The organism is Methylobacterium nonmethylotrophicum, from assembly GCF_004745635.1.
Lineage (GTDB): Bacteria > Pseudomonadota > Alphaproteobacteria > Rhizobiales > Beijerinckiaceae > Methylobacterium > Methylobacterium nonmethylotrophicum.
This window is the reverse complement of sequence record NZ_SRLB01000017.1, coordinates 1-23,032: the sequence shown is the minus strand read 5'-3', so window position 1 is coordinate 23,032 and position 23,032 is coordinate 1. Positions and strand designations below refer to the sequence as shown.

Annotated in this window: 24 protein-coding genes and 1 tRNA gene; 9 read left to right on the top strand and 16 right to left on the bottom strand. The window is 71.8% G+C overall.

The window, feature by feature from the left end:
- Positions 1-90 precede the first annotated feature (90 nt).
- Positions 91-864, top strand: a complete 774-nt coding sequence (locus EU555_RS22015) for a motility protein A (protein WP_135417380.1) — start codon at positions 91-93, stop codon at positions 862-864.
- Between the two features lie 107 nt (positions 865-971).
- A complete protein-coding gene (locus EU555_RS22010; RefSeq protein ID WP_135417379.1) occupies positions 972-1,802 on the top strand; it encodes an OmpA/MotB family protein in 831 nt (276 codons plus the stop codon).
- Positions 1,803-2,130: 328 nt separating this feature from the next.
- Here the strand turns inward: EU555_RS22010 and EU555_RS22005 are convergent, their stop codons facing one another.
- The 4 genes from EU555_RS22005 to EU555_RS21990 form a co-directional block, all read right to left on the bottom strand.
- Positions 2,131-2,361, bottom strand: coding sequence for a hypothetical protein (locus EU555_RS22005; protein WP_135417378.1), 231 nt, complete (start codon positions 2,359-2,361; stop codon positions 2,131-2,133).
- Between the two features lie 83 nt (positions 2,362-2,444).
- The gene (locus EU555_RS22000) at positions 2,445-2,681 is read right to left on the bottom strand and encodes a hypothetical protein (protein ID WP_135417377.1); all 237 of its coding nucleotides are present in this window, start codon (positions 2,679-2,681) and stop codon (positions 2,445-2,447) included.
- Positions 2,682-2,692: 11 nt separating this feature from the next.
- Entirely contained in the window at positions 2,693-3,364 is a 672-nt protein-coding gene (locus EU555_RS21995; RefSeq protein ID WP_135417376.1) for an acyl-homoserine-lactone synthase, read from the bottom strand.
- Between the two features lie 159 nt (positions 3,365-3,523).
- Positions 3,524-4,261, bottom strand: coding sequence for a helix-turn-helix transcriptional regulator (locus EU555_RS21990; RefSeq protein ID WP_135417375.1), 738 nt, complete (start codon positions 4,259-4,261; stop codon positions 3,524-3,526).
- Positions 4,262-4,469: 208 nt separating this feature from the next.
- Between EU555_RS21990 and purS the strand changes: the two genes are divergently transcribed.
- Both purS and purQ read left to right on the top strand, forming a co-directional pair.
- Positions 4,470-4,712 (top strand): phosphoribosylformylglycinamidine synthase subunit PurS, encoded by a 243-nt coding sequence (purS, locus tag EU555_RS21985; protein ID WP_135417374.1) that lies wholly within the window; start codon positions 4,470-4,472, stop codon positions 4,710-4,712.
- Positions 4,709-5,395 (top strand): phosphoribosylformylglycinamidine synthase subunit PurQ, encoded by a 687-nt coding sequence (gene purQ / locus EU555_RS21980; protein ID WP_135417373.1) that lies wholly within the window; start codon positions 4,709-4,711, stop codon positions 5,393-5,395. Before purS ends, purQ begins: the two co-directional genes overlap by 4 nt.
- A 60-nt stretch (positions 5,396-5,455) precedes the next feature.
- Here the strand turns inward: purQ and EU555_RS21975 are convergent, their stop codons facing one another.
- The 7 genes from EU555_RS21975 to EU555_RS21945 all read right to left on the bottom strand — a co-directional run bounded on the left by EU555_RS21975 (position 5,456) and on the right by EU555_RS21945 (position 12,169).
- The gene (locus EU555_RS21975; RefSeq protein WP_135417372.1) at positions 5,456-6,001 is read right to left on the bottom strand and encodes an adenine phosphoribosyltransferase; all 546 of its coding nucleotides are present in this window, start codon (positions 5,999-6,001) and stop codon (positions 5,456-5,458) included.
- A gap of 88 nt (positions 6,002-6,089) precedes the next feature.
- Entirely contained in the window at positions 6,090-6,884 is a 795-nt protein-coding gene (locus EU555_RS21970; RefSeq protein ID WP_135417371.1) for an inositol monophosphatase family protein, read from the bottom strand.
- Positions 6,885-7,265: 381 nt separating this feature from the next.
- A complete protein-coding gene (locus tag EU555_RS21965) occupies positions 7,266-7,658 on the bottom strand; it encodes a DUF1330 domain-containing protein (protein ID WP_167858635.1) in 393 nt (130 codons plus the stop codon).
- 95 nt (positions 7,659-7,753) lie between these two features.
- Positions 7,754-8,008, bottom strand: a complete 255-nt coding sequence (locus tag EU555_RS21960) for a hypothetical protein (RefSeq protein WP_135417369.1) — start codon at positions 8,006-8,008, stop codon at positions 7,754-7,756.
- A gap of 226 nt (positions 8,009-8,234) precedes the next feature.
- Complete coding sequence (locus EU555_RS21955; RefSeq protein ID WP_135417368.1) at positions 8,235-9,254, bottom strand: G1 family glutamic endopeptidase; 1,020 nt, start codon at positions 9,252-9,254, stop codon at positions 8,235-8,237.
- A gap of 14 nt (positions 9,255-9,268) precedes the next feature.
- Complete coding sequence (locus tag EU555_RS21950) at positions 9,269-10,306, bottom strand: phosphatase PAP2 family protein (protein ID WP_135417367.1); 1,038 nt, start codon at positions 10,304-10,306, stop codon at positions 9,269-9,271.
- Positions 10,307-10,417: 111 nt separating this feature from the next.
- Complete coding sequence (locus EU555_RS21945; RefSeq protein WP_167858634.1) at positions 10,418-12,169, bottom strand: adenylate/guanylate cyclase domain-containing protein; 1,752 nt, start codon at positions 12,167-12,169, stop codon at positions 10,418-10,420.
- Between the two features lie 353 nt (positions 12,170-12,522).
- Between EU555_RS21945 and EU555_RS21940 the strand changes: the two genes are divergently transcribed.
- Positions 12,523-13,905, top strand: a complete 1,383-nt coding sequence (locus tag EU555_RS21940; RefSeq protein ID WP_135417365.1) for a class II 3-deoxy-7-phosphoheptulonate synthase — start codon at positions 12,523-12,525, stop codon at positions 13,903-13,905.
- A 683-nt stretch (positions 13,906-14,588) separates the two neighbouring features.
- Here the strand turns inward: EU555_RS21940 and EU555_RS21935 are convergent.
- The 3 genes from EU555_RS21935 to EU555_RS21925 form a co-directional block, all read right to left on the bottom strand.
- Positions 14,589-16,310, bottom strand: a complete 1,722-nt coding sequence (locus EU555_RS21935; RefSeq protein ID WP_135417364.1) for a sensor domain-containing diguanylate cyclase — start codon at positions 16,308-16,310, stop codon at positions 14,589-14,591.
- Positions 16,311-16,430: 120 nt separating this feature from the next.
- Positions 16,431-16,670 (bottom strand): hypothetical protein, encoded by a 240-nt coding sequence (locus EU555_RS21930; protein WP_135417363.1) that lies wholly within the window; start codon positions 16,668-16,670, stop codon positions 16,431-16,433.
- Between the two features lie 127 nt (positions 16,671-16,797).
- Complete coding sequence (locus EU555_RS21925) at positions 16,798-18,345, bottom strand: tannase/feruloyl esterase family alpha/beta hydrolase (protein ID WP_205820979.1); 1,548 nt, start codon at positions 18,343-18,345, stop codon at positions 16,798-16,800.
- A gap of 106 nt (positions 18,346-18,451) precedes the next feature.
- Here EU555_RS21925 and EU555_RS21920 point away from each other — a divergent pair, with 106 nt between their 5' ends.
- Positions 18,452-20,095, top strand: coding sequence for a GMC family oxidoreductase (locus EU555_RS21920; RefSeq protein WP_135417362.1), 1,644 nt, complete (start codon positions 18,452-18,454; stop codon positions 20,093-20,095).
- Positions 20,096-20,111: 16 nt separating this feature from the next.
- Here the strand turns inward: EU555_RS21920 and EU555_RS21915 are convergent, their stop codons facing one another.
- Complete coding sequence (locus EU555_RS21915) at positions 20,112-20,402, bottom strand: ribbon-helix-helix domain-containing protein (RefSeq protein WP_135417361.1); 291 nt, start codon at positions 20,400-20,402, stop codon at positions 20,112-20,114.
- Positions 20,403-20,641: 239 nt separating this feature from the next.
- Between EU555_RS21915 and EU555_RS21910 the strand changes: the two genes are divergently transcribed.
- The 3 genes from EU555_RS21910 (at position 20,642) to EU555_RS21900 (ending at position 22,819) form a co-directional block, all read left to right on the top strand.
- Positions 20,642-22,084 (top strand): amino acid permease, encoded by a 1,443-nt coding sequence (locus tag EU555_RS21910; RefSeq protein WP_425375138.1) that lies wholly within the window; start codon positions 20,642-20,644, stop codon positions 22,082-22,084.
- An 89-nt stretch (positions 22,085-22,173) separates the two neighbouring features.
- A complete protein-coding gene (locus tag EU555_RS21905) occupies positions 22,174-22,572 on the top strand; it encodes a (R)-mandelonitrile lyase (protein ID WP_135417359.1) in 399 nt (132 codons plus the stop codon).
- A 16-nt stretch (positions 22,573-22,588) separates the two neighbouring features.
- Complete coding sequence (locus EU555_RS21900; protein ID WP_135417358.1) at positions 22,589-22,819, top strand: tautomerase family protein; 231 nt, start codon at positions 22,589-22,591, stop codon at positions 22,817-22,819.
- A 48-nt stretch (positions 22,820-22,867) separates the two neighbouring features.
- On the opposite strand, the gene EU555_RS21895 is transcribed toward EU555_RS21900, so the two are convergent.
- A tRNA-Met gene (locus EU555_RS21895) sits at positions 22,868-22,944 on the bottom strand.
- Positions 22,945-23,032: the final 88 nt, after the last annotated feature.

Below are 23,032 nucleotides of genomic sequence, written 5' to 3'. Positions count from 1 at the left end.
AGCACGCGACGAGCCCGGCGCGAGGCGGCCCCGCGATCGGGGACGCGGCCGGACCGGACGCGCGACGGCGCACGAAGGGGCCGACCACAGATGGATATCGCAACCGGCGCCGGCCTCGTCGGCGGCATCGCGGTCGTGTTCGTGCTCATCATGATCGATGGCGGCAACTTCGCCGCGTATTTCGACAAGCACGCGGTGATCGTGATCTTCGGCGGCGCCACCGCCGCCACCATGCTGCGCTTCCCGTTCTCGGTCATCCTGCACGGCGTGCCGATGGGCCTGCGCTTCGTCTTCAACATGCGCTCGGTCAAGCCGCGCGAGCTGATCGACGAGATCACCAAGATCGCCGACGTGGTGAAGCGGCAGGGCCCGATGGCGCTCGAGAACCTCGACATCTCGGACCCGTTCCTGGCGCAGGGCGTGCGCTACATCGCCGACGGCTACGACCGCGAGTTCATCCGCGACACGATGGAGCGTGACCGCGACAACTTCCTGATGCACCTCGACGAGGGCTCGAAGGTCTACCGCGCCTTCGGCGACTGCGCGCCGGCCTGGGGCATGATCGGCACGATCCTCGGCATGGTGACGATGTTCGCCAACATGTCGGACCCCTCGAAGCTCGGGCCCGCCATGGCGACCGCGCTGCTGGCCACGCTCTACGGCGCGCTCATCGCCAACATGGTCGCCCTGCCGATCGCCGACAAGCTGCACGTCAAGCTCGAGGAGGAGGACGTGTCGCGCACCCTGATCATCGACGGGGTGCTGCTGATCCGCGACTCCAAGAGCGCCTCGCTGGTGCGCGAGATGCTGATCGCCTACCTGCCCCACAATCACCGCGACGAGATGGCCGCCGAAGCGGCCTGATGCACCACGACGAGATGGCCGCCGAGGCGGCCTGATGCACCGCGACGCGATGGCCGCCGAGGCGGCCGGAGCGGACGCCGGCGTGCCCTTCCGAGGAGACCTGAGCGGTGGCTAGAAAGAAGCGCGGGGCGCATGGCGGCCACGGCTGGTTCGTGACCTTCGCGGACCTGATGGCGCTGTTGATGAGCTTCTTCGTGATGATCGCCGCCTACTCGACCCAGGACCAGAAGAAGCTCCAGGCGGTGGCGGGCTCGATGCGCGACGCCTTCGGCAACAACCGGGAATCGCGCTTCAACGGCATCATCGAGCGGGACGGCCTGCCCTCGGCCAGCAAGCTGCGCGACACCCGCGACATCCCGCCGGAAAAGTCCTCCGACCGGGCCGAGCCGCCGAACCCGGACGAGATCCTGTCCGACGGGCTCCAGCACAACGCCTACAAGGACGGCTTCGGCCTCGCCATGACGTCGTTGCGCCAGGCCCTGCAGGACCTGCCGGAGATCGCCGAACTGTCGAAGAGCATCGTGATCGAGGTGACGGCGCGCGGCCTCGACATCTCGCTCGTCGACCAGGACAACCGCTCGATGTTCCCGGAGGGCTCGACCCGGCCGAACGACCGCACCCGGCAGGTGCTCGAGCGGATCGCCCCGACCCTGCGGCGGATGCCGAACCGCATCGCGGTGACCGGCTACACCTCCGCCGACCGCCCGGGCCGCCGCCCCGCCGCCCCGCCCTGGGAACTCTCCGCCGGCCGCGCGATCAGCGTGCGCGAGGTCCTGGCCGGCAGCGGCCTGCCGGGCGACCGCTTCGCCTCGGTGTCCGGCAAGGCCGACACGGAGCCGCTGTTTCCGGACAATCCCTACCTCCCGGCCAACCGGCGGGTGACGGTGACGCTGCTCAACGAGGCGCCGCCGACGCCGCGGGGGGTCGGCTTTCCATAGGGCGTCCCCGCGGGGACCGAAACAACCTCCGCCTGATCCGTTCGTGCAGACATCGAGCGCGTCTCCCCTGTCCCACACCTTGCAGCGATCCCGGGGCGGACCGGGATCGCTTGGAGAGGGGATCCCGCGCCCTGTTCGCGTCGGCACCGATCAGGTGGGGCTCGCAGGAGCCCTTCGATCGCGGCACGTCAGGTCCGAGAACGTCCGAAAAGGTGTGATCCACGACCGGACCGGGAGGCCGGCGAGGCGCCTTCGGTCGGCGTCGCGCGTCCGTCTCGCGGGACGAGGTCCCGCGCCGCATCCCGGCCCCTGAGGACCGGCGCCGCCTTCAGGCCGAGATCGCCCGGTCGGACTCGCCGTCCTCGCCGAAGCCGAACTCGTCGAACACGGCCGCGGCTGCGCGGATCATCGCCTGCACCGAAGGGAGGTCGCGGATGTCCGGGCTCGCGGTGTGTTGCAGGTCGAGGATGCCGGCGGCGAGGCGCAGGGCCTGGATCTCGGCCCGGGCGGCCTGGGAGAGAGCGGATTGCGACAGGGGGGAATGGATCGCGGTCGCCATGGTGTGTGCCTGGTGGAGTACGGAACGGTTCTGGGGGTGAGCCGGCCCCGAGCGGGGACGGAAGGCGGAGGACCCGCGGAGAGTCACGACCAATGCTCCTCCAGGGGCGCGAGGCCGGACGGCGGGTAGGTGTGGCCGACATGCCAGAGCGCGAGGCGGATCAGGTCGAGGGCGACCGGATCCTCGCAGGCGGCGGCCTGCCGGTAGGCCTCGATCAGGTGCTCGGCCAGGCGGTCGGCCGGGGGACGTCCGCTGTCCGGCGGCCGGCCGGAGGGGAGCGCCGACGGGACGGAGAAGCGGGTGCCGTTCTGATGCGCCATCGCGTCGGCCTTCAGGCTGCCAGGCCGCGGCCGCCCGGAGCCCGGGCGCGGTCCGGCGGGGGCGCCGGCCGGGGACGGGCCAGGACGGACGTCGCGATCCCGTAGGCGGCCCGGGTGCCGCTCAAGGCGCTCTCGGTCATCGCGATCGTGACGGCGCAGAGCGAGGCGCCCGCATAGGCGACCGGCAGGCCGAGGGGCCGCGGGCGCCAGCCGAGCTCCGCCATCCTGGGGATCCAGTAGGTCTCGCTGACGAGGTTCAGCCGCGGGATCCCCTGCTCGAGGCAGTGCTCGATCAGGCCGGCCGCCACCACGCCGGCCGCCCGCGACAAAGGCCTGTCCTCGCGGAAGCGCGGGGAGAGCAGGAACCGCGTGCATTCCCAGGTTCCTGGGCTGCGCTCGAACCCCCGCAGGTCGGCGAGGTGCGAGAACACCTCGGAGAGCGGGGTCGGGCGCTCGGCGGGCAGCAGGCGTGTCCCGCCCGCCACCCGGCCGGCGCCGTCGAGGGCCAGGAGGTAACGCGTGGCCTCGGTGTCGAACGGATCGCACGCCGTGCCGCCGTCGCCCGCCCGCAGCACCCGGCGGCAGGTCTCCTCGACGATGCCGAGGCGCAAGGCACGGTGCTGATCGAGCGCGTCCGCGTAGGCCGCGCGGCTCGCCCGGTCGATGACGTGGAGGCGGATCATGCGCTGACGTCCCTCGGTCCGGCCTCCATAAGGCCAGAGGCGAATGACCTCAGGTATCCCCGAAAACCGGTAGGGCGGCGCTGGCGCGCGCAATTGGCGCAGTTTTGTCGGGCGCAACCTTGCGGTGATCGCGGCGGCGCGACGCCGCCGGGCCGGAGTTCAGAGTACGATCTCGCGCAGGCGCAGGGCCTCGATCACCGTATGGGTGGTGTTGCGGGTGCCGATCTTGCTGCGGGCATTGCGCAGGTGGGTCGCGACGGTCTCGCTCGACACGCCGAGGAGGTCGGCGATCTCCTCGCGGGTGCGCCCCTGCGCGGCCCAGGACAGGACGTCCCGCTCGCGCGCGCTCAGGAGCCGCCCGGTCGGCTTGCGCCGCCGGGCGGTGGTGCGGGTCGCCGCCGACCAGGCATAGAGCCCGAGCAGGTGGATTGCCCGGCGCACCCGGGGCGGCATCTCGATCCGCTCGCCGGCGAGCGAGATCCCGCCCTGGAACCCGTGGGCGTCGTGGATCGGCACGCAGAAGCCCGCCCCCATGCCGTGCTCGCGGGCCTCCTCCATCACCCGGTGGGCCTGGGGGGCGACCGCCGCCTCGTAGGGCACCTCGCTCCAGGCGAAGGGCTCGGTGGTGCGGAAGCAGTGCCGCACCACCGGATCATAACGGTAATGGCCGACCCGGTCGTAGTGCGACAGCCAGCCCTCCGGCCACACGTTGAGCAGCAGGTTGGGGCCGAGCCGCTCGCTCGGCTGCGGCAGCCGCGTGATCGCGAAGTAGGAGAAGCCGCAGCGGGCGACGAGATCGAGGATGGTTTTCTGCACGTCGAGGGGGTCCGACAGGCCCTCGAGGCCGTCGATCAGGTCGAATGCTTGATGAATGAACGCGTCATCGGCGTCCGCCATGACCCACCCCTGAAGCCCACGCCGCCCTCGCGCGAAGCGAACCGGTTCCGTGCCGCGATGCCCGTGAGCCCGCGCCAGTATTAGAATCCTACCAGCAAAGATCAATGCGCGCGCGAGCGCCCGCGGTCACCGTCCCCGGCGTTGCCTCAGGCCAGATTACGCACTATCGGGAGCGGCACGAAGCCCTCCGCTGTCGAAGGTCTGGCCGATGAAAGCGCGCGTCACCGTCACCCTGAAGACCGGCGTCCTCGACCCCCAGGGCAAGGCGATCGAAGGGGCGCTGCGCTCGCTCGGCATCGCCGGCATCGCCGGGGTGCGCCAGGGCAAGTTCTTCGAGGTCGACGTCGAGGCTGCCGACGAGGCCGCCGCGGAGGCCACCGTGAAGGCGGCCTGCGACCGGCTGCTCGCCAACACCGTGGTCGAGAACTACCGCGTCGAGATCGCCCGATGAAGGCCGCCATCGTCGTCTTCCCGGGCTCGAACCGCGACGCCGACGTCGCCCGCGCGCTGCGGCTGTCCGGCGCCGAGGTCACCTCGGTCTGGCACACCGAGACCGCGCTTCCCGCCGGCACCGACCTCGCGGTCCTGCCCGGCGGCTTCTCGTACGGCGACTACCTGCGCTGCGGCGCCATCGCGGGCCGCGCGCACGCCATGGATGCGGTGCGGGCCCACGCCGCCCGCGGCGGCCTGGTGCTCGGGATCTGCAACGGCTTCCAGATCCTGTGCGAATCCGGCCTGCTGCCGGGCGTGCTGATGCGCAACGTCAACCGCCGCTTCATCTGCCATCGCCAGACCCTTCGGGTCGAGCGCACGGACACCGCCTTCACGCGGGCCTACGGCCAGCACCAGGTGATCGACGTCTGCGTCGCCCATGGCGAGGGCAACTACTTCGCCGATCCCGACACGCTCGCGCGGATCGAGGGCGAGGGCCGGGTGGCGTTCCGCTACTGCGACGAGGCCGGGCAGCTCACCGTCGCGGCCAACCGCAACGGCTCGCTCAACTCCATCGCCGGCATCTACTCCGAGACCCGCAACGTGCTCGGGCTGATGCCGCATCCGGAGAATTTCGTCGAGGGCCTGGTCGGCGGCACCGACGGGCGCGGCCTGTTCGAGAGCCTGGCCAAGGCCGCCTGAGCCGTCACGGTCCGGGACGGACACATGAGAGGGCGGGCCTTGACGGGCCCGCCTTTCTCGTCAGTGCCCCTCGAACTCGATCAGGGTGCGCACCGGCAGGTCGAGGGCGCGCAGGCGGTCGGCGCCGCCGAGTTCCGGCAGGTCGATGACGAAGCAGGCCGCCACCACCTCGGCGCCGATCTGGCGCAGGAGGTTCACCGCCGCGGTGGCGGTGCCGCCGGTGGCGATCAGGTCGTCGACGAGGATCACCCGGTCGCCGGGCCGCACCGCGTCGGAATGGATCTCCATCTCGTCGGTGCCGTATTCGAGCGCGTAGGCGATCGAGACCGTGGTGTGGGGCAGCTTGCCCTTCTTGCGGATCGGCACGAAGCCCGAGGAGAGCTGGTGGGCGATGGCGCCGCCGAGGATGAAGCCCCGCGCCTCGATGCCGGCGACCTGGTCGATCCGGCCCCCCGCGAAGGGGTGGACCAGCTCGTCCACCGCGCGCCGGAAGGCGCGGGCGTCGCCGAGCAGCGTGGTGATGTCGCGGAAGACGATGCCGGGCTTCGGGTAGTCCGGGATCGAGCGGATCGCGTCCTTGAGCGCGGACAGGGTGCGCGGGTCCATGCGGGGCCTTCCGGTGATGCGTGAGCGGGGACTTTAGACCAGATCGGGGGCCGGCCGGAGGGCCGACCCTGGGGGCCTTGCGGCGCCGTCAGCCGCCGACCTTGCGCAGGATGGCGACGAGCTCGCGGTGCAGGACCTCGTTGCCGCAGGCGACCGAGCGGGCGGTCATCGGGTCGGCGCCGCCGTCGGCGCTGCTGGCGAAGCCCCCGGCCTCGCGCACCAGGAGCAGGCCCGCGGCCATGTCCCAGGTCTGGATGTCGCGCTCCCAGTACAGGTCGGCCCGGCCGCAGGCGACTGCCGCGAGGTCGAGGGCGGCCGAGCCGGTCTGGCGCACGCCGCCGGTCACCGCCATCACGGCGGCGAGTTCCTTGAGCAGGCGCGGATGGCTGCCGCGGCCGAGATAAGGCGAGCCGTAGAGCGCCAGGCTGTCGGCGAGATCCTGCCGCCCGGCGACCCGCAGGCGCTTGTTGTTGAGGAAGGCGCCCTTGCCGCGCTCGGCGATGTAGAGCTCGTCCTTGATCGGCTCGTAGATCACCGCGGCGACGATCGTGCCCTCGCGCTCGAGCCCGACCGAGATGCAGAAATGCGGCACGCCGTGCAGGAAGTTGGTGGTGCCGTCGAGGGGGTCGACGTGCCAGGTATGGGTCTTGTCCTGGCCCTCGATGGTCCCGCTCTCCTCCATCACCAGGCCATAGCCCGGCCGCGCCTTCATCAGCGCCTCGCGCAAGGTCGCCTCGGCCTTGCGGTCGGCGGCGGAGACGAAGTCGCCCGGCCCCTTGCGGGAGACCTGCAGGTTCTCGATCTCGCCGAAGTCGCGCTTGAGGCCGCGCGCCGCCTTGCGCACCGCGTCGACCATCACGGTCATCAGGGGGGAGACGATCATCGGGCGGCGGCTCCCGGGATGCGGGTCGGGGTCATGGACGAATCCTTCGAGGGCGGGCGCGAGCGGCCCGGCATGACAAAGAACGGGGACGCGCCCGCACCGGGGTGCGGGCGGCGGCCTTCTGGCGATTGCCTCTAAGCCGCATCGCGCGGCATGTCACATCGGTTCGCGGAGAAAATCCTGCCGGGGGCCAGACCCGTGCGTCCGGCCGTCGGCGGCAGGGTCTATTGCTCGGAGGACCCGGGCAGGCCAAGCGGCGCCCGATGCCGGCGGGTCTCGCGGGTCAAGGCGGCGAAGCAGGGGCCAGCCAAGATCGGGGCGCGACCGGCGTGACGGTGGGCCGGATCGTCGGGGCTCAGGCCTCCGGCCTGCGGTCGCGTGTCAGGGCGCCTGACCCTCGACGATGAAGATGCGGAAATCGGCGTAACGGTCGCCGATCTTGCGCGCCTCGCGGTAGGCGTCCGACGCGAAGGTCGCGACCGCGATCTCGCGCGTCTCGAACCGGATGACCGCGACCCGGCCGGGCGGAGCGCCGTCGACGGCGGTGGGGGCGCCGGGCCGCGCCAGGAAGGTTCCGCCCGCCTTCGCGAACACCTCCGCCGCGCGGGGGAAGAACTCGCGCGCGAATTCCTGCGGCTGCCGCACGTCGAGTTCCACGATCGCGTAGGCCGGCGGCTTGCCGTCCGCCGCCAGCGGCGGCGCGGTGCCGGCGGTCGAGGCCAGGCCGACGAGTCCGCCCGAGAGCAAGGCAGCGACGCGGACATGTCGAGTCATCGGATGCCTCATCGAGCACGGCGGCCCTCGAACAGAGAGCGCAGATCACCGCCTGCCGCAAGATCCGGCATCCGACCAGGATGGCGAAGTCGCGGTTACATGTAGAAATATCCGGGGGGCGAAGGCGGCGGAACAGCGGCATCCGCGCGGGACGTCAGGTCACGCGGCCGTTGCTCGCCGGGGCGATCACGGTGCGCCGGGCCTGCGAGCCGGCGCACCGGCACCGCGAGGAGGAACGCGGCCTCGATCACGTCCAGGGCCGCTCCCGGACCGGGCGGCGCGATCCACCCATCGTCGTGGACCGTGCGCGTCGATCCACAGTCCACGACACTGCGATCGACCGGGGTCACGGACCTCCGATCCTCGAACCTCATCCAGAGGTGCCGGCGATCGGAGATCGCCCACGATCGAAGATCGCCGGCCACCTCAGGATGAGGGTGTGGGTTGGAGATGCGTCGCCGCAGACAGATCGGCAGCGGCGTGTCCCGTGGCGTCGATGACGTAGCTCTGCCCATCTTGTTTTTTTATCTTTCTGTCCGCCCAACTGGCGGCCGTCTGCGGCCGGCGGGATGGCTCTCAGAACGGCGACCCGACGCTCATCCGCAGGGCCCGTGGATCGCCCTTCACCCGGGCCGGGTACGCGATCGTGCGGGCGCGGGCCGGCCGGGTCCCGAGGGCGATCATGCGGACCAGGCTCGCCCGGGCGAGGTCGTGCTCGGTCAGGGCCGTCTCGCCCGGCGCCCGGGACTGGGCGAGGCAGGCGGTGAACGGGAACGGCGCCAGGGCTGCCAGGGGATAGGGGTGCCAGCCATCGGCGCCCGGCGGGCTCGGGCGTTCCAGGATCCACTCCGCGCTCGCGCCGGAGACATGCCGCCCCCCGGGCGCCGCGACGTCGAAGGGCTGGAGCAGCGTGCCGGTGGTCTCGTTCTTCAGGTTGAAGCGCACCGTCGCGGGGTCGAGGAGCGTCACGATCGCGCTCACCGCGTCGCCCGGCGCCACGGCGAGGCCGAGGGGAAGGGGGGCATTGGCCTCGCCGCGGGCCCACCACTGGACCCAGGTTTCATAGCGGGCGCGCTGGCCGTCCCAGGTCTGCAGCGTGCCGATCTGCGGCAGGCTGGCGTTGCGGTAGAAGCCCTGCCCGTCGAGGCCGATCCAGGTCGAGGCGCGGGCCGGCGGGCCCCCGCCCGTGACCGCCGGCACGCGCCAGCGCGCCATCACGCCGACGAAGCTGCGGCCATGGCCGGCGGTGAGCGTGCCGCCCGCCCAGTTGGCGCTCCGGCGCACCGGCACCGCGGCGTGGGTGAAGGCCCTCAACCGCGGGGCGACGCTCGCCCGCGGCAAAGCCGGCACGAGGCGCAACGGGCGGTCCGGCGGCGGTTCCAGGATCGCACGGCGGAAGGCCGACGCCGCCGGACCGTCCCCGGGCCGCGGGACGGGCAGGCCGTAGCGGGCGAGGGTCCGCGCATCGGTCCGCGCCAGGTCGAGATCGGCCGGCGGCAGCGGGTGGAGCCGGAGGGCGAGGCCCCCGGCCAGGATCTCGGTGGCACCTGTCTCCGTCGCGCTCTGCGTCTCGCGCTCCTGCGGCTCACCCGTCATCGCGCCCTCCCCCCTCACGGCGTCTCCGGCGGCAGGACCAGGTCCGGGTTGAACTCCCGGGCGGCCTTGATCACCGCGTCGCCGAAGGCCGGCAGGGCGTAGTGCCGGCGGCTCAGGCCGTCGCCGGAATGCCGCGCCAGGGTCTCGAACACGGCGTTCGCGAGCCGGCGGCCGGCGACCGAGTCGCTGGGATAATGCAGCCCGGCGATCTCGCGGTTGCGGGCGACGCGCCGGGCGAGCGCCTTCAGGGTCTCGTTGACCGGGCGGCGCTCGGCATGGGGCAGGCCGGAGAGGCGCAACGCGAAGGCGACGCAGCGCGCCATCAGGCGCGACTGGGTGGCGTGGCCGCTCGGGAAGGAGGCGTGCCCCGGCACCGGCACCGGCGGCATGAGGGCCGGGCAGAGGAAGGAGGGGCGCGGCCGGTCGAAGGCCTCCTTGAAGCGCAGGGCCGCGAAGGAGCCGACGAGGCTCGCGGCGTGCAGCACCCGGTAGGTCCGGGGATGGGAGCCCGGCGTCATCGACAGGGCCTCCATGAAGGCGGTGATGAACTCGACGTCCTGGGCCAGGATCTCGGCCATGGCCGAGGCGCGCTCGTCGCGGGCCAGCACGACGAGGGTCTCGAGTTCGAGTTCCTGGCCGGTCGGGCCGCCCGCCGGGCCGCGCAGGTCGAGGAGGATCTGCGCCAGGGCGTCGTTGAGGCCGTCGGTGTCCCAAGGAGTGGCGGCGAACTCCCGCAGCACCCGGTAGGCGTACCAGCGCCCGGCCCAGGCGCGGTTCTCGAAGGCGAGCGGGCGCCCGGTCGGCGCGTCGGCGCTGCGGAAGGCGATCCTCTTGCGCGTCGCACCCGCCGGGGTCTCGTCGCGGATGAAGACCGGGCGCCGCAGGGTGCCGATCTCGATCTCGTCCTGCGTCACCTCCAGGGAGAACGGGAAGTCGGCCCGGTCGGGCACGAACCAGCCGCCGCCGGCATCGCCGTTGATGCCGGCATTGCCGGTATTCCCCGTGTTCCCGGTATTTCCCGTATTGCCGGTGTTGCCCGTGTTGCCGGTCATCGCTCACCTCCCCCGGCGCGCCACGCGAGGATGTCGGCGCGCTCCCGCCTCGCGGCCAGACCCGATTTCGGAGCGCAGGCCCGCCCCGAAAGGCGTATCCGGCGATCCCGCTCAGTCCGGCAGCCCCGCCATCCGCAGGTGCCCGAGCCAGCGCGCCAGGACCGGGGGCGCGAAAGGGCAGCGCGGCGCGTAAGAGGCGAGCCGGAAATCCGGCTGCAGCCGCATCAGCTCCGCCGCCGCCTCGCGGGCCTCGGCCGCACGGCCCGCCGCGGCGAGGCTCGCCGCGAGGATGCGCAGGGTGAAGCGAATGGCGCGGTTGCGGGCGACGGCGCTGAGCGCCCAGGCGGCGGCCTCGTCGTGATCGCCCGCGATGTAGTGGGCCTGGGCGAGCAGGCCCTCGTGCCAGAAGGTGTAGGGGTCGCTCGGCGCCAGGCGCTGCCCGGTCGCGGCATGCGCGATCGCCAGCCTTCCGTCGCCGGAGAAGCCGTGGGCGGCGCTGCTCATCGTCCAGGCCATGGCGACGCTCGGGCCGGCCTCGATCGCCCGGTCGAGGAAGCGCCGCGCCGTGATCCGATCGCGCAGGAGGTAGGCCTGGACGTGGCCGTAGATCGCGAGCGCCAGGGGGTCGTTGCCGTCGCGCTCGACCGCCGCGCGGGCCCGGTCGGCGGCGGCGCGCCCGTCGCCGTCGGGATCGGGCGAGCCCATCTCGCCGACCCGGAGGACGTGCCACCAGGCCGCGTAGGCGAAGGGCGGCGCGTAGGACGGGTCGAGGGCGATCGCCTGCTGCAGCAGGCCGCCGGCGCGGGCGAAGCTCTCGGCATCCATCCGGGTCAGCTGGTCGAGGGCCTGGAGCAGCAGGTCGTAGCTCGTCAGGCTCGCGGGGTGCTTGCGCAGGGCCCGCTGCAATTCGCGCTCGCGCACGTGCGGGGCGATGGTGCGGATCAGCTTGAGGGCGATGGTGTCCTGAAGGGCGAAGACCTGGTCGATCACGCCCTCGTAATGGTCGGCGCTGACCACCGCGCCGGTCCCGCACTCGATCAGCGCGGTGCAGACCCGCAGCCGGCCGCCGTCGCGCTGGATCGCCCCATCCATGACGTAGCGCACCCCGAGGCGGCGGCCGAAGGCCGCCGGGTCGGGGCGCCGGCGGCGATAGGCCAGGGTCGAGCCGCGGGAGATCACGAACAGGTCGCGCAGCGACGACAGCGCCCGGACGATCCAGTCGGTGAAGCCGTCCGCCAGGGTATCCCTCAGGGTGTCCGGGTCCGGCTCGCCGGTCCGGAACGGCAGCACCGCGATCGAGGCGCGCGCCTCGGCCCCGGGCGCGGTCTCGCCGGTGCGCGCCGCGCCGGCCAGGGGCCGCAGGGCGAAGACCCGCACCGGCCGGGCGTGGTTGCGCAAGGGAAGCGGCCCGAGATCGATCGCCCGCGACGTCGCCTCGGCGCTCGCCTCCGAGAAGACCGCCTCGGACACGATCACGTCGCCCGCTTCGGCATAGGCCTGGAGCCGGGCCGCCACGTTGACCCCGTCGCCGAACACGTCGCCGTCCTCGACGATGACCTCCGCGAGGTTGAGGCCCATCCGGAAGGCGAGGCGCGAGGCCTCGGGCTCGCCCTCGGTCGCCCGGGCGATCCCGCGCTGCAGGGCGAGCGCGCAATCGGCGGCCGCGGCGGCCTGCGCGAAGGTGGCGATGAAGCCGTCGCCGGTATTCTTGACGATTCGGCCGCCGCATCCCGCGACCCGCGGATCGATGATGCCGGTGCGCAGCGCCTTCAGGCGGCGGTGGGTCTCCTCCTCCGCCGCCTCGCTGAGCCTCGTGTAGCCGACGACGTCGGCGACCAGGATGGCGGCGAGGCGGCGCTCCATCGCCGGACCCTCAACCCATGGCGGAGCGCCGGCCGGGCCCCGTCTCCAGCCTACAGCCATGGTTTCGCATCATGACCCGCCTCGAACGACCGGAGAGCGAACAGCCCGCTTCAATGCAGAAAACCCTCTGCTTTGATAAATATCAATATCCCCGCGCAGGCTTGGCGCGAATACTGTCATAGGTGGAAGCAGAGGTCCAGCCTCGGGTGCGGACGGGCCAGCGCGTGCGGCATGCCCGAAGGTCGGGCCCGGCGCAGCGGGACGCCCCTCGCGCCGCGGGCCAAACCACCCTATAAGCCCGGCTTCCGCGACCGACCTGACCGGTTATCGAAGAGGTGCGCGAGGAGAGGACGATGAGCGAGCGTTGGACCCCCACGAGCTGGCGGCGGCTGCCGATTCAGCAGGTTCCGGACTATCCGGATGCCGCGGCCCTGGCCGCGGTGGAGCGGCAGCTCGCGAGCTTTCCTCCGCTGGTTTTTGCAGGCGAGGCGCGCAAGCTGAAGCAGGGGCTCGCCAAGGTCGCGGCCGGCGAGGCGTTCCTGCTCCAGGGCGGCGACTGCGCCGAGAGCTTCGACGAGCATTCCGCCGACAACATCCGCGACTTCTTCCGCGTCTTCCTGCAGATGGCGCTGGTGCTGACCTTCGCGGGCGGTTCGCCGGTGGTGAAGGTCGGCCGCATCGCCGGTCAGTTCGCCAAGCCGCGCTCCTCGCCGGTCGAGATCGTGGACGGCGTCTCGCTGCCGAGCTACCGCGGCGACATCGTCAACGGCATCGGCTTCACGGAGGCCGAGCGCGTGCCCGACCCGCGCCGGCAGGCCGAGGCCTACCGCCAGTCGGCCGCGACGCTCAACCTGCTGCGCGCCTTCGCGACCGGCGGCTATGCCAACCTCGAGAACGCGCATCGCTGGATGCTCGGCTTCGTCAAGGACTCGCCCCAGTCCTCGGCCTATGCCGACCTGGCGCAACGCATGACCGAGACCCTCGACTTCATGCGGGCGATCGGCATCAACCCGGAGACGCACCAGGAGGTGCGCCAGACCGACTTCTATACCAGCCACGAGGCGCTGCTGCTCGGCTACGAGGAGGCCCTGACCCGGGTCGATTCGACGAGCGGCGACTGGTACGCCACCTCGGGCCACATGCTGTGGATCGGCGACCGCACCCGGCAGGCCGACCATGCCCATGTCGAGTTCGCCCGCGGCATCAGGAACCCGATCGGGCTCAAGTGCGGCCCGTCGCTCAAGGCCGACGACCTGATCCGGCTCGTGGACCTGCTGAACCCGACGAACGAGGCCGGCCGCCTGACCCTGATCTGCCGCTTCGGCGCCGACAAGGTCGGCGAGCACCTGCCCGGGCTGATCCGGGCGGTGGAGCGCGAGGGCCGGACTGTCGTGTGGTCCTGCGACCCGATGCACGGCAACACCGTGACGGCGAGCGGCTACAAGACCCGGCCGTTCGAGCGGGTGATGAAGGAGATCCAGGGCTTCTTCGACATCCACCAGGCGGAAGGGACCCATGCCGGCGGCATCCACCTCGAGATGACGGGCAAGAACGTCACCGAGTGCACCGGCGGCGCCCGGGCCCTGACGGCCGAGGACCTGCACGACCGCTACCACACCTATTGCGACCCGCGCCTCAACGCCGAGCAGGCGCTCGAGGTGGCGTTCCTGACCGCCGATCTCGTCAAGCGCGAGCGCCGGCAGCACGAGCGCCCGCGGATCGAGGCCGCCGAATAGGCCGTTTCCGCGGGGCGGGACCATCGACGGCCCCCAGAGGGGCGCCGCTTCGGGCGGTGCCCCTCCGAGGCCTTCGCGCTACAGGGGATGCGGTGGTTCGGGGCGAGGCGTCAACGCACCCGGTCATCCGAAATCCGATTGATCGCTTCGCGATGCGGATTGCGGCGTCGCTCAGGCGTGCGGAGCGAAGCTCCGCCGTCGCGGGCTGGTGAGACCGGCCGCCCGGGCAAGCGGCGGAGGGCGTGCCTGCCCGTGTGACGGTGCAGGCCTCGTGCGCGTCAGAAGCGGCCGGCCTGGATCCCCCATCCTCGGAGGACGGAGGACGCGGTGGCGCGCGATCCGGAGCGCCGGATCACGGCGGCCGCGGCGAGACCAGGGAACCGGGAAAGGGGATGTCACGCCGATCGATGGCGGCGGTAGACCGTCACCGTCCCGGCGCGATAACCGCATAACCCGAATCTCGCGCCATCCCGAACCATTCTTCCATCAATCCTGTCAGTGCAGGTACCCCAGGAAGAACAGGATAAGAATGATCGGGATCGGGATCCCGATCAGCCAGAGAAGCCCACCTTTCAGCATCGTTGCCTCCATTACTCCGCGAATACTCTGTTAGAGCATAAACGGAGCTTGGCGCGATTCGGTTCCGCCCGGGCCGTCGTCCGGGGCGGGGATGCCGTCGATGCTTACGCCGCCCGCTCGACCGCCTCAGCCGTCGCCGCGACGCTGATCCGGTCGCGCCCCCGCGCCTTGGCCTCGTAGAGCGCCGCGTCGGCGCGGGCGATGGCCGCCTGGATGTCCGGGTCCCGCGGGGACAACGTCGCGACCCCGATGCTGACCGTGACCGGGATCGTGCCGCCGGCATGGGGGATCTCCGCCGCCCGCACCGCGGCGCAGAGGCGCTCGGCGATGAGCGCCGCCTCGGGCCCTCCGAGGCCGACGAGCAGCACCACGAATTCCTCGCCGCCGAAGCGCGCCACGGTGTCGGTGCTCCGCACCGCCTCCGCCAGGAGGGCGCCGACATGGCGGATCACGGCGTCGCCCGCATCGTGGCCGTTCTGGTCGTTGACGTGCTTGAAGTGGTCGATGTCGACGACCAGCACGGCGATCCCGCAGCGGCCGCTGCGGGCCTGGGCGAAGGCGTCCTCGGCCGGCGCCGCAAAGCCGCGCCGGTTGAGGAGGCCGGTGAGCGCGTCCGTGCCGGCGACCTGGCGCAGATCCTCGATCTGGCGCCGGTAGAAGGCGGCGACGCGGGTCGAGCGGGCGGCGACGTCGTTGAGCTCGCGCTCGGCGGTGCCGATCCGCCGCAGGAGCGAGCGCAGCGCCGCCGAGAGCGCGACGAATTCCCGGGATCCGTCGAGGCGCGGCAGCGTCGTGGCATCGGCGTCGCGGCCGATCCGGTCCGCGGCGGCGGTCATCCGCCGGAGCGGCGCCGCGGCGCGGCGGCCGAGGCACAATGCCAGCGCCACGCCGATCATCGCGACGGCGGCGCCGAGGCCCATCAGCGCCTCAACCGAGCGCCGCACCGGCGCGAGGACCTGCGCCTCGGGCCGGGTCGCGACCACGAGCCAGCCGAGGCCGGGATCACCGCCGGCGATCTCGCTCCGCTCGCCCTTGGCCGCCGAGGCGAAGCCCGCCAGCAGCGTCTCGCCCCCGATCGCCGCCGCGAACCGGCCGCTCCCCTGCTCGACCATGGCGCCGACCCGGCCCGGCCCGAACGGCGTGGCGCCGAGATGCGGCCCCAGGATCACCCGCCCGCGCCGGTCGAGTACCCACAGGTCGGTGCCGGACAGCCCCTCGTCGAGGAAGCGGCGGCGCACCCGGATCGCCCAATCCCAGCTCAGGTGACCGCCGAGCACCCCGATGACGTGGCCGGCCGGGTCGCGCACCGGCGCGGCGAGGTCGACGAGCCGCAGGGGCTCCGGCTCGGCACGCACGAGAAGGCGGTTCAGGAGGCTCGCCTCGTGCACGTCGCCGACATTGGGCCGGGTCAGCCCGGTCTCGAACCAGGCCCGGCCGGTCATCGCCAGGCCCTCGAGCATGCCCTCGGTCCCGACCCGCACGCGGCCGTCCGGCGCGACGAAGCCGAGCCAGGCGTAATCCGGCGCCGTCGTGCGGATGGCCGAGAGGACGCCGCGGATCGCCGTCGGATCGCCCCCCCAGCGCTCGCGCAACGGTTCGAGGCCGGCGAGAACCTGGATCTCGCGGAACCGCTCGCGCAGGGTGGCGTCGAGGCTCTCGGCCATGCCGGCGGCGAGACGGGCGAGACGGGCCTCGGCGAGCGCGAGGGCGCTGCGGCGCTCGAGCCAGACGGCGCCGGTCACCGTCGCCCCCACGAGGGCGAGGCAGAGCAGGCCGACCAGCGCGGCGATCTGGTGCTCGAACCGGAATCGATTCCTGAACGACACGCCCCACCTCCGCGATCGGAGGCCCGTTCTCGCCGGTGCCCCTCAACGATCGGTTCGGCGGATCGCTTGCATTCGAACGATCGCCCATCATCCTGGGGGCTGCACCCCTTCGCCCCTTGCCTACGCCTCCGGGCTCGGGCGGCGCCCCTGGCTGTGGAGGCGCCGCTCCTGGGCTCCGCGCTCGGCGGCGTCGGTGAGCTGGGTGATCAGGGCGCCGGCGGCGCCGAGGGGGATCAGCAGGAAGATGGTGCCGCCATCCGGCCCGCTCACCTCGGCCGCCAGGGTGTCGCCGCCGTCGATCGTGCTGACGGCGGTCACGCTGGCGATGGCCAGAACCTGGGGTCGTGCGTCGTCGGTCATACCCGCCACTCCTGCGGCACAGATGCCACGAAAGCGGCCCTGAACAACTCCTAACATGCATCAATATAGAGCAAATTTGCTCGCATTGGTAAGCAATCCGTCTTAGGCCGGTCGGCTCGGCATCGCGTTACGGCACCGCGCAGGTGAGCCCGGCCCCGTCGGTGCCCGGACGGGGGACCTGCGGGTAGGCGCAGACCGGCCGCGACCAGAGCACCGCCCCGCCGGCGTCGCGCTTCGTCGCCACGAGCTCGCGCGGCGCCTCGCCGGCCTCGACCCAGCGCTCCAGCGCCGTCAGCGGATCGATGCCGGTGTCGCTGATCCCCGGCCCCGCGGTGCCGATGCCGCAATGATCCATGCCCGGCACCATGAACAGGCGCGCCGTGTCCTTGAGCGTGTCGAGCGTCCCCGCCCCTCTGGCGAGGGCCTCGTAGAAGGCGACGGTCATGAACGGCGTGACCAGCGGGTCGCCCCAGCCGTGATAGAGCAGGAGCTTGCCGCCGGCGTCGCGGAAGGCAGCGAGGTCGGCGACCGGGCGCACCGCCTCGGCCGCGGGATCGTAGGTGGCGGCGTTGTAGATCTGCGCCTGGGGCGCCATCCGGGCCGGATCGGCGGCAAAATCGAAATCCGTGACCCGGTAGGACGGCCCGGGCGAGGGCCAGAACGCCATGTAGCGCAGGAAATCGGCGGCGAAGAGCGGCAGGATCGCCGGCGCATTCCCCAAGCCCGTGAGCCAGCGCGGCCAATGCGCCTCCGAGCCGAAGGGCACGCCCCCCGGATAGAGCGGCCGGCCGCCGGCATCGGTCGGCCCGGCATACCACTTCTCCAGCACACCGATCTCGGCCTCGCTCAGGCACTCGGGTGAGGCCGGGCCGGTGCAGCGCAGGGAGGACGGCTTGAAATTGCATTGCCGCGGGTCTGCGACGAGGCCGGCCTGGTCCTTCGTCCCGCAGGACGCCGCGACCGCGTCGGCGACGAGCTTGACCCGCGGCGTCGTCAGGATCGGCTTGCCGTCGGCGCCGGTATTCGCCTTCGTCACCCAGGCGAAGGTTGTGGCGACGAGGCCGGTATAGTCGAGGGCCGGGGCGCCGCTGATGATCCCGTCGAAGTCCTTGGGATACTTCAGCGCCTCCATCGCGGCCATGCGGCCGCCGGTGGAGCAGCCGGCGAAGTAGGACTTCTGTTGCGGCCGGTCGTAGAAGGCACGGACCAGCGCCTTGGCGGCCCGGGCGGTCTCGGTCACGGCGCGCTGTCCCCAATCCATCCGGGCGACGAGATCGCCGGCGGCCCAGCGGCCGTCGGCCGCACCGGTGCCCCAGTGCCCCCCGTCCATCGTCGAGGCGGCGTAGCCCCGGCGCAGGCCGTGATTCATCGCGTTGGTGAAGCCGGGCTGGTCCGAGAGGAGGCTGCCGCAGAAGCCGCCGCAGCCGGTGCCGTAATACTTGCCGTTCCAGTTCTGCAGCGGCAGCCGCACCTCGAAGCTGGTCGCCGGCCGCACCGTGCCGAGCACCCGGCAATAGGCCGGCAGGTCGCCGGTCGCCGGCACCTCGGCGGCGGAGTGGAGATTCACGGCCTCGATCTTGAGGTTGGCGAGCGCCCCGCACTCGCCGGCGATGGCCGGTGCCGCCGCCAGGCCGGCCGCCACCCCGACCGCGATCCCGAATCGTCGCCGCATCATCCCGCCTCCCCGCTTTTCGCGCAGCTTAGCGGCAACCCCTTGCGCCGTCGCCAGCGGAATGCGCTAAACCCGCCGCCAGACCAAGAGAGATCAGGCGGGGAACGCGATGGCAGGCAGCACGGCCGGCACCGGGCGGGATTTCGGGGATTTCGGCACCTACGACTACATCGTGGTCGGGGCGGGCTCGGCGGGCTGCGTGCTCGCCAACCGCCTCTCGGCCGAGCCGCGTCGCCGCGTGCTGGTGCTGGAGGCGGGCGGGCGCGACAACTGGATCTGGTTCCACATCCCGGCCGGCTACCTCTTCGCCATCGGCAACAAGCGGGCCGACTGGCTCTTCACCACCCAGGCCGAGGCGGGGCTGAACGGGCGCCAGCTCGCCTATCCGCGCGGCAAGGTCATCGGCGGGTCGTCGGCCATCAACGCGATGATCTACATGCGCGGCCAGGCGGCCGATTACGACGGCTGGCGCCAGCTCGGCCTCGCGGGCTGGGGCTGGGACGACGTGCTGCCCTACTTCCTCAAGCACGAGGACCACATCGCGCCGCCCAACGGCTTCCACCGCTCCGGCGGCGAGTGGCGGGTCGAGCCGCCGCGGATCCGCTGGGCGATCCTCGACGCGATCCGCGACGCGGCCGAGGCCGCCGGCATCCCCAAGATCCCGGACTTCAACACCGGCGACAACGAGGGTTCTTCGTATTTTCAGGTCAACCAGCGCCGCGGCCGGCGCTGGAGCGCGGCCCGCGGCTTCCTCAAGCCGGCGCTCAACCGTCCGAACCTGCGGCTCGAGACCGGGGTGCATGTCGAGCGGGTGCTGATCGAGGACGGCCGCGCCGCCGGCGTGGTGTTCGAACGCGGCGGGCAGCGCTACCTGGCGCGGGCGCAGGGCGAGGTGGTGCTCTCGGCGGGCGCCGTCGCGAGCCCGAAGCTGCTCGAGCTCTCCGGCATCGGCGACGGGGCGCGGCTCCAGGCCCTCGGCGTCGCGGTCGCGCATCACGCGCCGGGCGTCGGCGAGAACCTGCAGGACCACCTGCAGATCCGCCCCGTCTACAAGGTGACGGGGGTGCCGACGCTCAACCTCACCTACGCCAACCTGATCAAGCGCGGCTGGATGGGGGTGGAATACGCGCTGTTCCGCACCGGGCCGCTCACCATGGCGCCGAGCCAGGTCGGGGTGTTCACCCGCTCCTCGCCCGACTACGCCACCGCCAACCTCGAATACCACTTCCAGCCGCTCTCTCTCGACAAGTGGGGCGAGGGCCTGCACCCGTTCGGCGCCTTCACGGCGAGCGTCTGCAACCTGCGCCCGTCGAGCCGCGGCAGCGTGCACGCCGCGAGCCCCGACCCGCTCGCGCCTCCCGAGATCCGGCCGAACTACCTGTCGACCGAGGAGGATCGGCGGGTGGCGGTGGATTCGCTCAAGCTCACCCGCCGCATCGTCGCGCAGGCGCCGCTCGCCCGCTACCGGCCGGAGGAGCACCTGCCCGGCCCCGGCATCACCGACGACGCGGCCCTCTTGAGGGCCGCGGGCGACCTCGGCACCACGATCTTCCACCCCGTCGGCACCGCCCGGATGGGAGCCGACCACGATGCGGGCGCGGTGCTGGACGCACGGCTGCGGGTGCGCGGGGTGCGGGGCCTGCGGGTGGCCGACGCCTCGGCGATGCCGCGCATCACCTCCGGCAACACCAACTCGCCGACGATCATGCTGGCCGAGAAGGGCGCCGCGATGATCCTGGAGGATGCCGGATGAGGGCGCGGCCCCCGGACTATTCCGCCGCCATCAGGACCGGGGCGCGGTCACCCTGGGACAGGTAGATCAGGCAGGAGCAGCGCAGCAGCGAGGCGAAGTTGCGCACCTCGCCGTGGCGCTCCAGCACCTCGTCGTGCAGCTTGGTGGCGAATTTCGCGACGCTGAGACCCTCCTGCCGGGCGATCTCCTCCAGGATGGCCCAGAAGGCCGCCTCGAGCCGCAGCGAGGTGCAGTGCCCGCCGATCCGCAGCGAGCGCGTCTCGCAGGCGTAGCGCTCCGGCGTCTGCTCGGCGAAGATCCGGCACATGGGGCTCCTCCCTGGTTATGAGGCCAGAGTATTGAAGCGGGGGCGCGGTCGGCAAGCGGCTGATGCGTCGCGGGCGAGGCAATCGCGGCGCAGCGATCCCTGAGTGCGAGGGCTGCCGAAAGGGAACGTCTCGGGATCGGGCTTGCAGCCTCGGCGTGAGCGCCGCGTTGAGACCTCAACGGCAAGGGAGGTACGCGATGGCGCAGGAGAGCGTGCAGGAGACAGCGTCCGGCGGATTGATGCGCACGAAGCCGATCGACCGCCTGCGGCAGGACGCGGAGGGCGGCGGCCACGGCCTCGAGCGGACGCTGGGTCCCTGGAGCCTGGTCGGGCTCGGCATCGGGGCGATCATCGGGGCCGGCCTGTTCTCGCTCACCGGCATCGCGGCGGCGGAGAATGCCGGGCCGGCAGTGGTGATCTCGTTTGCCATCGCGGCGATCGGCTGCGCCCTCGCCGGCATGTGCTACAGCGAGCTCGCCAGCATGATCCCGGTCTCGGGCAGCGCCTACACTTACGCCTACGCCACGATGGGCGAGTTCGTTGCCTGGATCATCGGCTGGGACCTGGTGCTCGAATACGCCGTCGGCGCCGCCACGGTGTCGGTGAGCTGGTCGAAATACGTCGCCACCCTGCTGCAGGACTGGGGCGTGACGCTGCCGCCGCGCCTCCTCCACTCGCCGTTCGAGACCGTGACTCTCGCCGACGGTTCAAGTGTCCACGGCCTCGTCAACCTCCCGGCCGTGCTGATCCTGTGCCTGATCTCGCTGCTCTTGATGCGCGGCGTGCGCGAATCGGCGCGGGTCAACGGCGTGATCGTGGTGGTGAAGGTCGCCGTGGTGCTGGCCGTGGTCGGGGTCGGCCTGTTCTACGTCAAGGCGCAGAACTACGTGCCGTTCATCCCCGACAACACCGGCACCTTCGGCGAGTACGGATGGAGCGGCATCATGCGGGCGGCCGGCGTGGTGTTCTTCGCCTATATCGGCTTCGATGCGGTCTCGACGGCGGCGCAGGAGGTGAAGAATCCCCAGCGCACGATGATGACCGGCATCCTCGGCTCGCTGGCGATCTGCACCGTGCTCTACATCGCCTTCGCGGCGGTGCTGACCGGCCTCGTTCCCTACGCGCAGATGAAGGGCGACGCGGCGCCGGTCGCCACCGCCATCAAGCAGACGCCGTTCCCGTGGCTCCAGAGCCTGGTGACGCTCGGCGTCATCGCGGGCTTCACCACCGTGATGCTGGTGCTGCTCTACGGCCAGTCGCGGGTCTTTTACGCCATGGCTAACGACCGGCTGCTGCCGAAATTCTTCGCCGCCATTCACCCGACCTGGCGCACGCCGTACCGCTCGAACCTGTTCTTCATGGTGTTCGCGGCCTTGCTCGGCGGGTTGACGCCGATCAGCACGCTCGGCCACATGACCAGCATCGGCACGCTGCTCGCTTTCATCATCGTCTGCGCCGGCGTCGTCATCATGCGGCGCACCCACCCGGACGAGCCGCGGGGCTACCGCACGCCGCTGGTGCCGATCGTGCCGGTGGCCGGCATCCTGGTCTGCCTGGCGATGATGCTGTCCCTCGACGGCGAGACCTGGCTGCGCCTGGTGATCTGGCTCGGGATCGGGCTCGCGATCTATTTCGGCTATGGCCGGCGCCACAGCCGGGTCGGGCGCGAGGCGGCGCGCTGAGGAAGGCCCTCTCCCCTGGCGGCGGCGCGCGGGACTGGGCTAGATCACGTCCGATCCCGCGCGAAGGCGCGCGCCAGGAGGGTTTTGGCATGGAGATCCACCGGAGCGGGTCCCGCCCGTCGCAGACGGGCTCCGCGGAGTATTTTACCGGCCGGGTGCGGATCGACCCGCTGCTCAGCCCGCCGGACCCGGCCCGGGTCGCCGGCGCCCACGTCACCTTCGAGCCGGGCGCGCGCACGGCCTGGCATACCCATCCCCTCGGCCAGACCCTGATCGTGACGGCGGGGCTCGGCTGGGCCCAGACCGAGGGCGGTCCGCGCGAGGAGATCCGGCCCGGCGACGTGGTGTGGTTTCCCCCCGGCGTGCGGCACTGGCACGGCGCCACCGCCACCACCGGCATGAGCCACATCGCCATCCAGGAGAAGCAGGGCGGCAGCGCCGTGACCTGGCTCGAGCCGGTCACCGACGCCCAGTACGGCGCCCGCTAGACGAGGGACCGATCCCATGCCGCACGTCATCGTCAAGCTCTATGCCGGCCGGAGCGACGAGCAGAAGCAGCGCATCGCCGACGCGATCACGAAGGCGCTGATGAGCGCGACGGGTTGCTCCGAGGGCGCGGTCTCGGTCGGCGTCGAGGACGTCGAGCCGAGCGCCTGGACAGCCACCGTCTACGAGCCCGACATCGTCGCCAAGGCCGAGACGATCCTCAAGAAGCCGGGTTACGCGCCGCCCTGAACGCGAACAAGCCCGCCAGGGTGACCGGGCGGGCTTGTTCGTTTCGGTTGGTTGCGGGGACAGGATTTGAACCTGTGACCTTCAGGTTATGAGCCTGACGAGCTACCGGGCTGCTCCACCCCGCGCCAGGGTGTCGTCGTGATGAGGGAACGTTGCGTGCTTGGCAGGTCTGGCGGTGACCGACTCTCCCGTGTCTTGAGACACAGTACCATG